Raw genomic sequence first — 16,511 nt, forward strand, 5'->3', positions numbered from 1 at the left:
GGCTGGCTTTTCTTGTTAGAAGCTTGTCGCTGCGGGGTTATTTTTTAGCCGGGCGCGTGGTTTTTCCTGGCTGCCATTGGCCGTCGACCAAGATTAGATTACCTTCGCTGCTGAGGTCCACATGATCGTTGTAATGCAGCTTGCCGGCAATGGTATCGGCGAGAACTTGGCCGAGTTCATCGTTCATGATCAGGCAGCTTTCGGTAGTGGAGCGCACATCATCGACTTCGATGACGGCGTAATTTGCGTCTTTGGGGAAGCTTAAGCCCGCGTCGGAAAAGAATTTTAGGTCAATAATTCGGTGGGATAGCAGTCCGTCGGGGTGGTAAGTCTCGAACCACTTTTTAAAGCGCTCAGTCGATTCACCCATAGAGTAAAAGTAGGGCGGTATTTCTGCGGTGCAACCTTCGTCCTGGTGGTGGTTCATGAGGTAGGCACCGACAATGTTTTTCTTCACGCGTATGGGGAGGTCGTCGTAGCAAATAAGGCCGATGCGCGAAGCTCCTGCGATGCGCAGGCGCTCGAAAGCTTCGTCAGTTGCGCTAAAGTGATTCATGCTAACGCGATCGATCGATGGGTGTATTTCGTTTCGCTCGGCGGAAACAACCACGAACTCATTCCAGGGAAAATTTTCCAAGCGCGAACCCCAGTCACCCCAGGCAAGAACGATGCCGCGAATGCCCTGATCATGCAGGGTAGGGGCCAGCTTGTCCGCGCTCAATTGGCAGTCATTGAGATGAAACTCCTTGAGCACATAGCCATACTGGCCGAGGCGCTGCCGCAGGATTTCCAAGTGCGGCTTGAAGAGGATGCTGCGTCGTGAGGTGGCAGGGTTACTGTAGAGAACTGCCACGGTTTGCTGAATCGGCTTGGCCCCAACGCCTTGCCGGTAGGCAACCAGCGAGGCGCTCAGCGGGTTGTTGCGGTAGCCAAGCTCCTGGGCTTTTTGTTGAATGCGCTTGCGCACCGTTTCGGTGATACGCGGATCATCGCGGAGGGCGTAGGAAACTGTGGCGGTGCTTACACCACAGTGTTCGGCCAGCGTTTTCATATTCATTGCCGACCTCCTTTTCGGCAGGTGGAGCCTTCGTGCAGGACACCGTTAACGAAAGTCAGCTTACCGTTTGAGCGCGTAGCGTTGATTTCCTCGTTCCGGATTTTACGCGCCAGTGAAACGGCAATGGTGCGTCCCATTTCGGCACCCGAATAAACCCCTGAGAAATCCACTGAGCTTTCTTCATCAATCTCCAGAATGACGAGGCCGGTTTCATCGGGGATGTTTATTCCGGCACGCGCAAAGTAGTTTAAATCGATGATACGATGGCTGATGATGAGATCGGGCTTCAGCCGCTCATACCACTGTTTGAGGCGGTCGGGTTCTTCGCCCAAATGATAGCGAAACGGCTCAATTCCTACCAGACTTGGGCGTTCGTAAAGATTGGCATAGTAGGCACCCAGGATGTGCTTGACGGTGTTGTTGGGGCAGTCGTCGTGCAGTATCATCCCATAGCGCTTATATGATGAGCCTTCTAGGTGTTGGAAAATATCATCCAGCGCATGGAAGTGGTTCATGCTTACTTTATCAATGCTTGAGGCTAGATCTGTGCGCTCTGTGGAGATCACGGCAAACTCATTCCAGGGAAAGCGTTTCATGCTTTCGGGCCATTGGCCCCAGCCGAGCAGGATGCCTTTCATGCCCCGGGTGCGCAGGATTTGGGCAAGCCTCTCGGGGCGGTAGCGGTCATGATCGATGTGGAAATCTGTGACCAGGCAGCCGAGTTCGCTCATGCGTTTTTTGAAATGCCGGGAGTGATACTCGAACAGTTTACTGGGGCGAGAGTCCTTCGCGTTGGGGTGAACAATGGCGACAGACGACGTAAGCGGGACGTTGCCGCGCGTGCTGCGACGAGATGCCAGCGAAGCCAGCCCCGGGTCCGGCTGATAGCCGAGATCTTTGGCGACCGCTAGAATGCGGTTGCGCGTTGCCATTGGGATTCGCGAGCTGTTGCGGAGGGCGTAAGATACCGTAGCGGTGCTTACACCGCAGTGTTCGGCGATACTTTTTTGCGTCACGCGAGGGCCCATGGGGATGATACGGTTAATCGGCTTATAAAGCGGTTGAGATAAGGATAGTTAGCTTTGTCGTTGGTTCACGAGTGCCGCGTTAGAAACTCGTCTCTGCTACAGGTCCGCGGTGTTCAGGGCTGCATCGCGGGCTGCAACTGGGGGGGGATTGGGGGATGTCAGTTGAATCGAGGGAGGGGGTTACAACGAAAGAAATAAGCTAGGGTAGTGTTGGCAGTTGATCGAAAACGTGGTTGTTTAACGTATTCAATACACTCGGTCAAAGCTTTTGGGGCGTATTGGCAACTTAGTAGTTTAATAGATTAACAGCGCCGATGCTCGGTGGGAGGCGGTGATTGCGTAAAATTATTAATTTCTAGAAAATACCACCGTGATACCTTTGTGGTATCCAAATATTCCCGTTGTATGAAAACCCGATCTCTTAACTTTTTATTGCTCCTGGCGTGCTTTGCTTGGTCAGGGCTTAGCGCGGATAACCTTATCAAGAATAGTGACTACTCTCAATGGCAAGAGGATAAGAAACCCGCCGATTGGACGATACGTTCTAAGCAAACAATTACCAAAGCGGCCGGCGAAGGCGGACTGAAGGTAGAGGTGATCAAAGCGGAACGGGGCTTTGGCGAGATTTTGCAGCGCATCGATGTCCAGAAAAATACCCGCTATCAACTGACTGGCGAAATCAAGGCAAGCACCGGAAATCTGGCATTTCTTCAAATTAAACGATACGCCAATGGGCGCGAAATGGACCGCAATAGCACCTCGCGCAACAAGACCACCGATTGGGAAAGCGTTGAAAAGATTTTTAACTCCGATGGTGCCGAGTATGTGGAAATCCTATTGCGCTGGCAGCAAAAGGAAGAATTTGTCGGCGAGAGTGCCACTTTTAACGATATTTCGCTAAAAGTCCTGCCGCCCTATTCATATAAAGGGGAGGAGGTCGCTCCGTATGCCGTGCCGACCTTTGAATCTGTTGGATTGTATTGGAAGCCAAATGGCGGTGCTGCTGACCGCACCGTTTCCGTAGCATACCGCAAGCAGGGGGCCAGCGAGTGGCGCGAGGCCTTGCCGCTTTGGTTTGATGCTACCGAACACATAAAGCAGGCTGCCATCCACCAAGGGGAGTATCGCGGCAGCATCGTTTATCTCGAGCCAGGGACGAAGTATGAAGCGCGGCTTCAGTTGGAAGACGGTCCAGAGCGGATCGTTCCGTTCGCAACGTGGTCTGACGATTTTAAAATTGCGCGTACCGTCAAGGCACCGGCTAATCAGGACGGCACGTATATAATCACCGAAGGCGGCAGCGCAGAAGAAGGTTACGTATTATATGAACCGGCTGAAAAAGGTGCCGTCTGGGACGTCAAAGGGGACTTTCGTTCCAACATGGAGGTCAACGCATCGTGGGTGATTGTTCGCGGCTTCACGCTGAAAGGTGGTGCGACCCATGGCATCATGCTTGGTGACGTCAACAACGTCGTGATCGAAGACTGCGACATCAGTGGCTGGGGTGATCAGTATGATAGCGGACAGGCCAAGAATTTATGTTCGGCCATTTACAGTCAGTCTGAGCAATTGGAGCGAATCGTTATTCAGAATTGTGAACTGCACCACCCGCGGACAGACAGCAATTCATGGGCAGAGAAGCGCCCTGGCACCAATAGCAAACACCCGGAAGGACCACAGGGCATCACCTTCAAAAAGGGGAAGGGGCAGTTCGTGATCCGGTTTAATCGAATCTACTCCGATATTGACCACATGTTTAACGATGGCATGGGCGAGACGGCAAATTTCGGCTATGGCGGCTTCCCGAATCGCGATAGCGACATTCACGACAACTTTGTTTCCCATTGTTGGGACGACGCGTTGGAGATCGAGGGCGCAGATATGAATGTGCGTGTTTGGAGTAACTACATGGACATGACTTATGGCGCTATTGGTGCGGCCTCGCCTTCGCTGGGGCCGCTCTATCTATTCCGCAACGTTTACGCCGAGTCGCGTAAGCACTCGGGAACGAGCCAAAACGATCTGCGCGGACACTACCTGGTGAAGTTGGGTAACGAGCGAGAGCAATTTACTCGCGGAAAAATGTATATTTTCCACAATACAGCCCTGCAGCCACCGCCATTCGAAGGTAGCACGGAACCCGCTAGTGGCGCTCAGTCGGGGATAGTTTTTACCTCTAAATCAAAGCTCCAGGAAAACATCACCAGCCGAAATAATGTCCTGCAGATGCGAAGTGAACGTGATTGGGCGATTGCTGACCGCCAACGGACCTACAGCAATGACTTTGATTACGACATGTTTGATGGCCGCCTGGAAACCCGGGAGGGCGCTCAAGTGAACGGTGTTCAAGCTTCACCTATTTATGAGCGCGCACCGGATGGTCGCCTTTGGCTTGCGCCTGGAACGCCCGGGCATGATGCCGGTGAACGGATCCCGAATTTCAATGACTATTACACCGGCGATGCGCCAGACATGGGTGCCGTCGAAACGAATAGCAAGCTTCCGAAGCCCAAGCACTGGCCGAAGTTTCCGGAAAATTATAATCCAGCCAGCGCTTCCGAACCAGCGCCCAGCGAACAAGGGTGAGGCCAGCGGAGATGTTTGCACTATCGCATTATTTAGGAGCGTTTCTGGGGGCAGCTTTGTACTTTAAACAGTATCTTCAAATTCGATTCAGTACTATGGTTCGCTAAAAAAGAGCCGTTTAAGTAAATGTCCCTTTGGGAGCTCGTATCTTTATGTCCCCGCTCAGCCCAACTCCAGCAAGCCGCAATGGCGACGCGTTTGTATTGAAAAGCCGTCGTCGTTCTGGTTTTGCGCTGGTGATTGCGTTGAGTCTGATGGGGTTCATGTTCCTGCTTATTCTGGGGCTGGCTACAATGACGCAAATTGAGCTCGCCTCTACATCGAACGAATCAGATCAAAACCGTGCCAGGCAAAATGCCTATCTGGGGCTGATGATGGCGATAGGCGAACTAAAGCGTATTGCCGGACCGGATGCCCGTGTCACTGCCCGTGCTGACATCTTGACCGGAGAGAATGGGTTTGATGAGGATACGATGGCGAACCCTTATTGGCTCGGGGTGTGGAATAGCCAGTTGGAGAATTGGGATACACTGAATGCGGCAGAGCGCGCCTCGCTCGCCTATTGGGTTGTCAGTGGCAATGAAAACCTGAATCCAACCGATGCCGATTACCTTTCACCACTTGCTTCGGTTGGCGAGGATTGGGTTACCATTGCGTCTGCATCCGACGAATACGAGGTGCCAGCTGTCAGCGTGAAAATGACGGATGTTGTAACCGATGGGGTGCAGTCGGGCGGCTACGCATTCTGGGTAACGGGTGACAATTCGAAAGCGCTTGTCAGTATCGCTGACCGCAATGCCGCCAGTAGTGATGTTGATGAGTTAAACCGCTCTTTTCAGGTATCGCAGCGCAGCGCAGTGGAATATGTTGATGGGCTGGATCAGTTTCCGGTCAATGATACTTCCCTGCCGATGGTATTTGACCAAAGTATTCGCACACCCGATTGGGTTTCCGATGGTGTCTCAGATATCGATAGCTTGAGGCGCGCACGTTTGCATGATTTGACGACTTACTCGAAGGGTCTCCTTGTTGACGTGAAGGATGGCGCTCTGAAACGGGACTTAACGAAGGCATTCGAGGTGGATGCCGCATTTTCAGCCATGTTTTCTGAAAGCGTAATCGGCGATGATAGCGCGGCTGATCCTTTGACTGCCGAGCCCTATTTTTTCGTCAATGACCCTTTGATTAAAAGCGGTGGTCCCAACTGGGGCATCCTGCGGGATTATTATCAACACTATCGTCCCTCATCCAACGGTCGTGATAGCAACGAGACGATCCACTTAAGTGCCAAGGAAATGAATTCTGAAGGCCGCGAGGTGGACAAATACACGCCTCATCGGGCGACTCATGGCTACAAGCCGACATCGCCTCGGAACAGCAGCTTGATGCCCTATGAATCTGAGTACGATCCTGTTTCTCCAGGGGCAGGTCTCGACCTGTATCAAGAGAGCAGCTGGGCTTTGCCGGTGATTTCTCAGATACGGATTTCCCATGCGCTCAGCACTCGCACCAAGAACGGACACGTCGTGCCCGCTCTCAGACTCATGCCGGTTATTTCATTGTACAATCCATATAACTCGAAGTTAAGAGCGCCGAATTTGGGTATGGTTTGGACGCTGAATCCAAAGATAACCTTAACCTTTCCACTGACGGACGAAGAAACGGGTGCGATTACCAATGAGTCAGTCGCGTTTTATCAGGCTGAAGTTTACCAAGAGGATAATCGTGGGCGATACAGCTCGCGTTTTAAGGAAGAAAACTTCCAGCCAGGGGATACGGTTCATTTTGCATTTATCGGGAATGACGAAGCGGTTGACCGGAAAAAAGAAGAGGATGGGAAAATCAAGGATAATAACGAAAGTAACCAGCTCTCACAAAAATGGCCTGCCGTTGGTTCCATTGAATTTGTTCTGAATAATAAGGACGAGGATGGTAATGTAAAAGAGTTCGGTGGTCCGCCGATTGCCAATGAAACCGGGGCAATTTCTATTGAAGAAGCGGAAGAGGAGTTATCGCCCGGTGTATTGGCAGACTATGGGGTTGGAGCTCATCCGCAGTGGGGGTTATCGCGGGAAGAGCGCGACATCCTTGACCGGGCATTGGCGCAGGATGCTCCCACCAGTATCAGTATTGATTACGAAGAATTTGGTGAGCTGTTTTTCTTTTTCAACGCCTTCAACAATGACCAGGTCATTCAGAAAATCCAAGACCTATGGGCACCGGGTAGCGGCGATCAGCCGTCCAGTTTTGCAAGTGCTTATTCCTCATTTACGGCCGCAACATATCAGGATAGTTTTGAAACGATTGCCGTTGCGCTGAGAACCAGTGACCCGCTCAATGGAGCGTCTCCCACTGACTCAATCCGCAATCTGATTGACGCAAACATTCGGGCCATTCACAGCAAAATTGACTGGGATGGAGAAAGCGGTCGCTCCGAATACATCAGCCTATATTACACGGGGGCGTTAGGCGGAAATCAGGCAGAGCCGGAGACCTTCACGGACTCCAACGACCGGCAACTCGGCTTTTGGGGCAACAGTATCAGCAGTGCCGAAGGGCAAACGAATGTGATTTTATTCGAACGCCCTCGCCAGCCACTGCTTTCGCTCGGGCAACTGCAACACGCGAATATGAGCCGATATCATTTCGATCCGACTTACATGGTCGGTAATTCCTATGCGAGCCTACGCATACCCTTGGACGACACAAGGGTTGAAGGTTTCGGTGATGCTACCGGGCTGAAGCACTTCGATTTCTCTTACTTGGTGAATGAGCGGCTGTGGGATGGGTTCTTCTTCTCCTCGCTTGATATTCCCGCCGGTGAGACTGATCGTGAGGACATACAAGCGCTGCTTGCGAGTGGTGGGCTAGGTTTGGACGATGTTGTAAAAAACCCGCGCATGGAGTTTATTCCGTCCAGTAAAACGGATGGCGAACGGTATGCAGAGTTTGTGGAAGTCAGTGAAGATGAGGAAGAGCGTGCACTAACCGGCTATTCGACTGCTGCGGAAATGTGGGTTAATGGTGCGTTCAACGTTAACTCGACATCGGTTGAAGCCTGGAAGGCGATACTCGCAAGCGTATCCGAATTGCGTGTTCCGATTTATGATCCAACGGGCAGTAGTAGTATCGTGACAGAAAAGGATGCGCTGGTATCTCGCTTTTCGCGGCCATACAATCGTGGCTATCAGCGGGAAGAAGAGGATTCTGTGTCAGAGTTTTGGAAGGGATATCGCCGCCTGAATGAAGAAGAAATTGGTTGGTTGGCTGAAGCGATTGTAAAGCAAGTTAAGGATCGTGGCCCTTTTCTTTCTCTGGCTTCATTCGTGAATCGCAAACTAGAGAACAGTGAGCTCGGCAAGAAGGGAGCCTTGCAAGCTGCCTTGGATTCGGGTGTGGATGGCTCCAATGCGACTAATGAATTAACTGGCCTGGTCGAAGGTGAGGAGGTCGAGACTTTCAGTCAGATGACAAATCTGTTGAGTGGTAACCTATCGGAGACTGATCGCACCAACATGGGGTTTCCGGGGTTTGTTTTGCAGGGGGATATACTGCAGCAAATAGGACCGCAGCTAACGGTTCGGTCTGACACATTTACGATCCGGGCTTACGGCCAAGCGGTTGATCCATTGACTCAGCAAGTCGTCGGGCGCGCTTGGTGTGAGGCCAAAATACAGCGTATTCCCGAACCTGATGCGTCTTCGGGAGCAGATACGACGTCCATGCGCGAGCTAGTAAAGCCATCCAGCGATTTCGGAAGAAAGTTTAAAATCGTGTCATTCTCTTGGCTGAGTGAAGACGACATTTAGTTTACCAATGAAGAAATTATTTTTATTTGCTATCGCACTTTTATCATTCGCTCCGGCGTCCATGATGGCGCAGAACGATGGAACGAGCCGGGTGCGCTTCAGTGCGCTTAGTTGGACGCAGTTGATCAGCGATGTTTACGTGAGGGATGCGCAAGGTGAAAAGATTCCTCTCTGGATTCCCAATGGTAGTCCTTCCAAGGAATATAGCTTCATGGGCTCAAAGACTGTTCAATTCCTGAGGGAAGCTGGAAAGGATGAAGAAGGTAATCCGATCGAGAAAGTCGTTGCGACCTATACGCCGAATCCCAATCAACAGAAACTGCTAATATTCGTCGAAAACGGGAATACTGGCGAGTATCGTATATTGCCTATCAATTTTTCTCCAGCCGATGGCGGCACCAACCAGTATCGTTTTTTTAACCTATCGAGTTTCCCGGTCTACGTAAAATTTGGTGATGAGCGGTTCCAGATTCCGACTAATGGAGAGAAAGATGTCGACGTATCATTGAATGCCGAAGGCGGCATGAGTATCGCCATGGCTATTCAAGTCAGTGAAAAGCCCGGTGATGCCAAGATCGCTTATTCCAGCGTATGGACGGTTCGCAATGGGCGTTCAGCACTCATCTTTGTGACCACTGATCTCAATCAAGATGAGCGGATCGACGTCAAGAAGATGTATTTTTAGGAAGCGCCATGTGTGAGCCCGCTAACAAGCCGATTGCTTTTGGTTGTATTGGTTCCCTCACCGAAAGTTGCTAACATAGACAAGGTCGGTTATGAAACTTAGCTATGATTGGGGGATGTGATATCTGCTTGGCGGTGAGCGATACGAAATTCTATCGGAGTTTGTCCGGTTACTTTTTTAAAAAGGCGCGCCATGTAGTTCGGATCACTAAAACCGACATCATGTGATACTGCCTTAATTGGCAGATCGGTTTGCTTTAGTAGATCCATGGCTCGGTGAAGTCGGCGGTTCTGTAGATAGTGAGATGGTAGCATCGAGTAATGCTGGCGGAAACTGCGAAACAGTGTCGTGCGATGGACGCCGCAATCTTGAGCTAGTTGCGAAATGTTTAGTTGGCTATCTGCAAAGTCTTGATCAATGCGCTGGCGACACTCTTCCAGCCATGTGCTTTTCGCGAGGTTGGCGGTTCTTCGCAAATCTCGAGTCGTAAGTAGGATCTCGTGTGCCATTTGCGCGGCTTCGGTATCGCTGGTTAGCGCGGCTGAGTCGATTATCTTATACAATGACTTGAACAGATGTACCGGGCAGTCTGACATCGGCACAATTCGCTCAGACATACCAAATCCTTGGAGCCAGCGCGCGCTATCGGGGTGATCCAAGGTTAGCCAATGGTAAGTCCAATGGTCGCTGATGGGGCGGATGTGGTGAGTTTCTCCGGGAAGCAGGAAGAAAACAGCAGTGCCATCGACCTTGAGCCATCTGCCATCCAATTCGAATTCGCCGCAACCTTCCTGGCTCCAGAAGAGCTCGCTAAACCATTTTTTTCGAGGCGCTTCGACGCTGCTTTGTGCAGTCAGCGAATACGATCCGCATGAGCGTACCGTGAGCGGAAGATCGTCAGGTGGCTGATTATTAAATCGGTAGGTGCTGAATTTTGCGTGCATCAATTGTCCTGTCTTAGCATCATCTATCCTCTAGTAAAAGGGATAGCAGTCTTCTATAATGATGGAAATTTAGCAACATTATGACGCACACCCCTAAAATTGTAATTATCGGCGCGGGCAGCCTCTTTTTCGGACGGCAAGCAATTTGGGCCGTTTCCCACTTACCTGGATTCAGCAACTGCACGCTCAGCTTGGTGGATATTGAAACGAATAATCTTGAGCGAATGGAGAAGCTCGCGCGGTTGGCGATCAACTCTAAGGATATTAATATCGAGTGCACGACAGATTTCCGCGAAGCATTACCCGGTGCGGATTTCGTGGTGCTTAGTTTTTCGAAAAAGAACACCTACTATCGTCGCATCGAATGCGAGGTAGGTGCCAAGTACGGTGTTCGTTCGTGCTCAGGCGATACGATTGGGCCGGCTGGAATCTTTCACACGCTTCGTGAGTTTCCAGCAATTTTGGAGATCGCACATGCCATGGAAGAACTCTGCCCGGAAGCGTGGTTGATCAACTATGTCAACCCGTCAGCGACGATGGGTATCGGTCTGATGCGACATTCGAAGATTAAAAGCTTTGCCCTCTGTGATACACACCACATGCCGAACAAAAAGCGAAGCTACCTTGAACTGATTGGCGAAGACGTTGCCAAAATCGACCGTTTCGATATGCGTATTGCTGGTGTGAATCATTTCACGTTTATGCTCAAGGCAGAGTTGGATGGCCGTGACATCTTGCCGGATATTCGCGATGCATTTCACCGCAACTCATTGACAGAAGTTGACGCAGGATACGCAAAAGGTCGCTTCAACAATTTCATCACAGCGCAGCTCTATGATCTCTTTGGCGCAGTTCCTACCTGCACGGGACATACGAAAGAATACCTCCCATTCTATCAAGGCAAGGGGGCGATTCAGGAAAAAATTCCGCCGCTTGCTGTTTTCAATTGCGATGAGCGGGATAAGACGACGGATGCGATGTGGAATGAGATCGAGGATTATATTTCGGGTGCCAAGCCTATTGCAGATTTCCATGAATCAATGCGATCTGATCACGCCACGGATGTAATCCATAGTATGGTCGTTCAAGATGGGCGCACTTATTTCATCAACCGCACTAATTCAGAATGCGTGGAAGATGGAGGGCTCGCAGTCGATAATCTTCCGGCCGATGCCTTTCTGGAGCTACATTGTGCAATCGGCGAATCCGGGCCGCGTCCGTTTAAGGTTGGGCCATTTCCTCATGGATTGCGGGGGCAGCAATTCCACATCCTTGATATACACGAGCTCACAATCGAGGCGATCATGAAGCAGGATCGCGATTTGCTAGTTCGGGCGTTGTCTATGGACCCGATCGTGAATTCTATCGCGACCGCACGCGTGCTCATTGATGAAATCACTGAACTGGAGTCAGAGGTATTACCGGATTGGTTAACCGCCGACGCAGGAGGTTCTTCGTCAACGAAAGTTGATGCGCCGGAACTTGTGACGGTGGACGTAAAGAATTACTGAGTAAGGCTGCTTGAGTTGTATGGTTGGGCGTGATTTAAGTACAGGTCGCGTTGCAGCCTAAGAATTATTCGGCAAAGTTTTGCCAAATCGATGTCAGTTTTGCCCCTCAAGGTCAGCGCCTACGTGTCGGCTGGCCAAGAGGGGACACGACTCCGTGAGCTGCTGGCACTGATGACCAATCTACTTTGTCGATCGCATCAGTTGACCGACATGCGCTCTGTTTGGGGTTTCTACTGAGCGAAGGGGTGTCGGGGCTGGACGTTGCGACGAATGATCCGGAAATCGCTTACTCACTGCGTGATTGTATCGTTGTATCCTTCCAGAGCTTGTGGTGATGGCCAAAATAGAGAACAGAGTATAACGTTTACTTGACTTCTTAGGTGAGTAAGTGATCGAGTCGCCTACTCTATGATCGTGTGACATGTTGTTTGCATGACTTCGATTTCTATAACCCAATAATTAGCCATCCAATTTTAGATACCTCATGCAAAATCTATCCTTAGCTTCTGCCGATTGGCGCTTTCGTGATTGCTCGCAAGATGACTGGTACAAGGCAACAGTTCCTGGCTGTGTGCATACTGACCTCTTGGCCTTGGGGAAAATTCCTGATCCGTACTACGGAACGAATGAACTGGACTTGCAGTGGATCGAGGAGCGCGATTGGGAGTACGAGACAAATTTCGACGTTAGTGAGGAAATGTTGGCGGAAAGCCGGGTAGAGCTATGCGCTGACGGTTTGGATACGGTTGCCACGATTTGGGTCAACGACCAGAAGGTTGCGGCAACGGAAAATATGTTTATCGCATATCGGTGGAACGTTAAAAAACATCTCAAGGTCGGTGCTAATTCTTTACGGGTCCGCTTTGATAGTGCGATGGACTACATTCGTAGTAACCGGACGAGCTTTACGCCACCGGTAGACCATCTCGATCCGGTCGGAAACTCAGTGCGAATCCGGAAAGAGCCATGTCAATTTGGCTGGGACTGGGGGCCGCGTTTGGTCACTGCAGGTATCTGGAGAGATATCCGCCTGGAGGCCTGGTCAGTTGCTAAGCTGAACAGTTTTCGCGTGGATCAGCACCATGAAGGTAAGACCGTTGAGCTTTCCGTTATTCCTGACTTTGATGGACGAACCAAAGGGGTGACATGCCGGGTCGAAATTGACTTGGAAGGCGAGCACGTGATTGCTGCAGAGTTCCAGCCGGAAGACGGCGCGCAATTGGAAATTTCAGACCCCAAGCTTTGGTGGCCGGTTGGTCAGGGTGAGCAGCCTCTCTACACCGTTAAGTTGACGGCCTTTGATTCAAATGGAGTGGTTCTCGACGAAAAGCAAAAACGCATTGGTTTGCGTACTGTCCGGCTGGATCGGTCAGCGGATGAGTGGGGGGAGTCATTTCAATTCGTAGTGAACGAGCGACCGGTGTTCGCTAAGGGCGCTAACTGGATTCCCGCTGATTGCTTTGTTGCCCGCTTGTCGCGAGCTGACTATGCGCGTGATTTAAACGCCGCCGTTCAAGCCAACATGAACTGCGTTCGCGTTTGGGGTGGGGGGATCTATGAGAGTGAGGATTTCTACGATCTCTGTGATGAACTGGGGCTCATGGTTTGGCAAGATTTTATGTTTTCCTGCATTCTCGTTCCAGCCGATCGTAGTTTCTTGAAGAGTGTCAAGGTCGAGGCGGAGCAGCAGGTTATCCGCCTGCGTGACCGCGCCTGCCTAGCTCTTTGGTGTGGCAATAATGAGCTGCCGCAGCTCAATCAAAAATTCTTCGGAGATCGCCCCAAACTGAAGCGCGATTACGAAAAGCTGTTTCACGAACTGCTGCCGCCGATAGTTGAGTCTCTCAGTGCAGGCACCGATTACTGGCCAAGCTCGGAGTGGCGCGGCGTTTTTGAGAGTGGACATGAGTTGGGAGAGAAATCTGGCGACACGCACTACTGGGATGTGTGGCACGCACGTCATCCGGTTAAGGATTATGAAAAGTGGAAATTCCGCTTTTGTTCGGAGTTCGGAATGCAGAGCTACTCCTCGCCGGAGACCAATGCCACTTTCGCACCGGAGGGCTCCAACGTCTTTGGCCCGATCATGGAGAACCACCAGAAGAATACCGCGGGCAATCAGGTGATTCTGCATTACGTGGCTCAACGGTATCGCTTTCCGAAATCTCAGGATGATCTGATCTGGCTTTCGCAGCTTAACCAAGCCTACTGCATGCAAGTTGGCGTTGAGCATTATCGCCGTTTAATGCCACGCTGCATGGGGGCAATGTACTGGCAGCTTAATGACTGCTGGCCTGTCGCATCTTGGTCGTCGATTGAATATACAGGCCGTTGGAAGGCGCTGCACTATGCTGCAAAGCGCTTCTTTGCGCCGGCACTGGTCAGTGCATTTGTGCCCGGTGATGAGCAGGTGGGCATTGGCAACTATCGCAAGACAACGGTCGATGAGGTTAATCTCTTTACGGTTTATGATTCGCCGAAAACGGCTAAGGGATTTTTGCGTTGGGATCTGTTTCACTTGGACGGTCGCAAGCTTTTGGATGGCTCGAAAAAGGTGACACTCCGCTATGGTGAAAGCCGACAGCAAAAGAAGCTCAAGCTCGGTAAGGCAATGGAGGAGCATGGTCGCGACAATCTCTATCTGCGTATCGCGCTTGATATCGACAGTGTGACTGTGAGTCAGCAAACGGTGCTTCTCGCGCCACCTCGCTTTATTGAGCTGCCTAAGGCTCAGGCCAAAGTCACCCTGAAGAAGGCGACGAAAAGTTCGGTCGTGTTGAGTGTTGTCTCAGCGCAATACCTGCATGCGTTCACCTTCGATTTCAAGGGAATGCCATACGTCGCGTCAGATAATGGTTTTGATCTGTATCCTGACGAACCGCGCGAGATCATCGTCGAGTTCAATCAGGATACAACTCGTAAAGACGCGTTGGCTGCGCTGAGTTATCGCTCGCTGGTAGATAGCTATTAAAAGAACTGCGCTTGCCGGTCAGTGGTTTGCAGTGGCCGGCATTTGCGGATCGACTATTCGCATGATGTCCTTGCTCGGTTGCAAGTGCCATGTAGGTACGGCTGCCCAGGGGTGGCAGCGTTTGTCCTTGGGGCTGCCTTCGAAAGTTGTCCCACCAATTCACCAATTCGGCGATTCTGGGAGTCTAATGGCGTCGAGTGCGTCAAAAAAAAACATGTGATTGCTAGGCCATGGGAGCGGGCAAGCGGTAAGCCAGCTGCTTGCCATTTGGCCTTGTGTTTATTCCTGGAGATCTTGCGAGAACGTTAACTTTTTGTTTCGCATGCCTGGTTCTTTCGAAGCGAAGTCGCACTTTGGAAGTGTTAAGCAGGCGATTGTGCAGTGCGCTTGTGAGAGCATCGATTCGCACGATTTAGAATAACAGAGGGTTGCTATAAAGTTATTCTTATTTGATGCTGTACGCGTATGACGAAGTTTGAAATTTGTTTTGTATTTTCTTTGTTTGCTTGGCTACTGGGCGGCTGTCAGTCGGCCTCGAAGGATGATGCCCAGTTTGGCGTTCAAGTTTTGGAAAATGACACTTGGAGCGTGGGAATTGCACCAGAGCTCGGTGGGAAAATTTATTCGCTCCAAGACAAAATTTCTGGTCGTGAATGGATGTGGTCTCGGAGTGAGGGCAGGGAGCTGCTCGCCCCGAAGGATGGAGAAGGCTTTGGGTACGGTAACCTGATTGGTGCCGATGAGTTGCTTCCAACTTTGGCGAGTGGTCAGTGGAACGGGCGACAGCTGCCGCCACATGGTGAGCTTTGGCGTTCGCCGGTGCGGGTCGTTGCGCGCACGAGCGACTCTTTGGAGACACAGATTGATCTGGTTAGCCTGCCATTGCGTTATACGCGTAGCGTTTCACTCGAGGGACGTGATGTTGCTTTGCGGTATCAGTTGGAAAACATAGGCGATGAACCTCTTCCCTACTTGTGGGCATGGCATCCGCTTTTTACGGTGCTGTCGGGAGATCAGCTTGAGCTTGATCCTGTCAGTTCTCTAGAGGTCATGGTTGCGCCCGGCGTAGTGGATGTCGATGCGGGGGATACGATTTCTTGGCCTGGTGATGAGGTGGGAATGGATCTGAATGCCTTGTATTTTGGCGAAGTGCCGAAGGCGGGAATGAAGTGGTTTATGGATTCGCCGGTAGACGGAAAGTTGCGACTTCGCAATGTAGATAGCGGAGCCACAATTGCTTTGCGATACAAAGTAGAGTCGCTTCCATATTTAGCTTTTTGGTTAGCGCGCGGCGTTTGGGGTGGTGCGCATCACCTCGCTATCGAGCCCACGAATCGACCAAATGAAGGTATCTCGCCCCTTGCTCCTGCTGAGGACCCGGATGGATGGTTGCAGCCCGGCGAAGTGCGTGAGTGGTGGCTGATCTTGACGAATGAAAGTTCGCCTCTTAGCTAGCTTGCGGAGTCCGCGCGGTGCTTGCTGACGGTCTACCGGGTAATGTCTTGAAGGTATTCGGCCTTTGAATTGTTGTCTATGATGATGCCTTGGATCTTTGCTAATGCATTCAAGGAAAGTTTCGCGGTTGCTATGGTCGCCGCTGTCGGCAGTGGTTGGCAGGGTGCTGAACTCTTGCAGGATCACGCTGGTCCACATTTTTTTGATGTGAAAATTCCACTTACACGCATCGTTTATGTGGTCTTTGAGTGAGTAGCTAGTATCAGTGCATTTCTCAACATAGGGCTTGGTGTGTGCGGATGCTTCGACGAGTAGTGCAGGACGACTGATTGCGGGCACTTCGTTTACTATGGCTTGTTTCGAACAATAGGCAGTTCGACCGGCGCATGATGTTAGACTGTGCGCTTTTTACCCTTTCTTAATTATTCAACTTAATGGTTGCGATTTTTTACTATAACGTTAACT

At 51.1% G+C, this 16,511-nt stretch carries 11 protein-coding genes; 8 read left to right on the forward strand and 3 right to left on the reverse strand.

Annotation, left to right across the window (positions count from 1 at the left end):
* Positions 1-37: 37 nt before the first annotated feature.
* The gene (locus O3S85_RS13955; protein ID WP_269541106.1) at positions 38-1,057 is read right to left on the reverse strand and encodes a LacI family DNA-binding transcriptional regulator; all 1,020 of its coding nucleotides are present in this window, start codon (positions 1,055-1,057) and stop codon (positions 38-40) included.
* Positions 1,054-2,085, reverse strand: coding sequence for a LacI family DNA-binding transcriptional regulator (locus tag O3S85_RS13960; protein WP_269541108.1), 1,032 nt, complete (start codon positions 2,083-2,085; stop codon positions 1,054-1,056). The genes O3S85_RS13955 and O3S85_RS13960 overlap by 4 nt, the downstream gene beginning before the upstream one ends.
* A gap of 405 nt (positions 2,086-2,490) precedes the next feature.
* Between O3S85_RS13960 and O3S85_RS13965 the strand changes: the two genes are divergently transcribed.
* The 3 genes from O3S85_RS13965 (at position 2,491) to O3S85_RS13975 (ending at position 9,165) form a co-directional block, all read left to right on the forward strand.
* Positions 2,491-4,671, forward strand: coding sequence for a right-handed parallel beta-helix repeat-containing protein (locus tag O3S85_RS13965; RefSeq protein WP_269541110.1), 2,181 nt, complete (start codon positions 2,491-2,493; stop codon positions 4,669-4,671).
* Positions 4,672-4,823: 152 nt separating this feature from the next.
* Positions 4,824-8,480, forward strand: coding sequence for a pilus assembly PilX family protein (locus O3S85_RS13970; RefSeq protein WP_269541112.1), 3,657 nt, complete (start codon positions 4,824-4,826; stop codon positions 8,478-8,480).
* 7 nt (positions 8,481-8,487) lie between these two features.
* Complete coding sequence (locus O3S85_RS13975; protein WP_269541114.1) at positions 8,488-9,165, forward strand: hypothetical protein; 678 nt, start codon at positions 8,488-8,490, stop codon at positions 9,163-9,165.
* A 98-nt stretch (positions 9,166-9,263) separates the two neighbouring features.
* Here O3S85_RS13975 and O3S85_RS13980 read toward each other — a convergent pair whose 3' ends face one another.
* Positions 9,264-10,109 (reverse strand): helix-turn-helix domain-containing protein, encoded by an 846-nt coding sequence (locus tag O3S85_RS13980; protein ID WP_269541115.1) that lies wholly within the window; start codon positions 10,107-10,109, stop codon positions 9,264-9,266.
* Between the two features lie 80 nt (positions 10,110-10,189).
* Between O3S85_RS13980 and O3S85_RS13985 the strand changes: the two genes are divergently transcribed.
* From O3S85_RS13985 to O3S85_RS14005, 5 genes are all read left to right on the forward strand, one after another.
* Positions 10,190-11,620, forward strand: a complete 1,431-nt coding sequence (locus O3S85_RS13985) for a family 4 glycosyl hydrolase (RefSeq protein WP_269541117.1) — start codon at positions 10,190-10,192, stop codon at positions 11,618-11,620.
* A 90-nt stretch (positions 11,621-11,710) separates the two neighbouring features.
* Positions 11,711-11,857, forward strand: coding sequence for a hypothetical protein (locus O3S85_RS13990; protein ID WP_269541119.1), 147 nt, complete (start codon positions 11,711-11,713; stop codon positions 11,855-11,857).
* A gap of 247 nt (positions 11,858-12,104) precedes the next feature.
* Positions 12,105-14,591: a beta-mannosidase gene (locus tag O3S85_RS13995; RefSeq protein WP_269541121.1), complete on the forward strand. Its 2,487-nt coding sequence runs from the start codon at positions 12,105-12,107 to the stop codon at positions 14,589-14,591.
* 465 nt (positions 14,592-15,056) lie between these two features.
* Positions 15,057-16,046 carry an aldose epimerase family protein gene (locus O3S85_RS14000; RefSeq protein ID WP_269541123.1) on the forward strand — a complete coding sequence of 330 codons (990 nt, stop codon included), beginning with the start codon at positions 15,057-15,059 and terminating at the stop codon, positions 16,044-16,046.
* A gap of 78 nt (positions 16,047-16,124) precedes the next feature.
* The gene (locus O3S85_RS14005) at positions 16,125-16,298 is read left to right on the forward strand and encodes a hypothetical protein (protein ID WP_269541124.1); all 174 of its coding nucleotides are present in this window, start codon (positions 16,125-16,127) and stop codon (positions 16,296-16,298) included.
* The last annotated feature ends 213 nt before the right edge of the window (positions 16,299-16,511 follow it).

Origin of the sequence: Cerasicoccus sp. TK19100, assembly GCF_027257155.1 — a bacterium.
GTDB lineage: Bacteria > Verrucomicrobiota > Verrucomicrobiia > Opitutales > Cerasicoccaceae > Cerasicoccus > Cerasicoccus fimbriatus.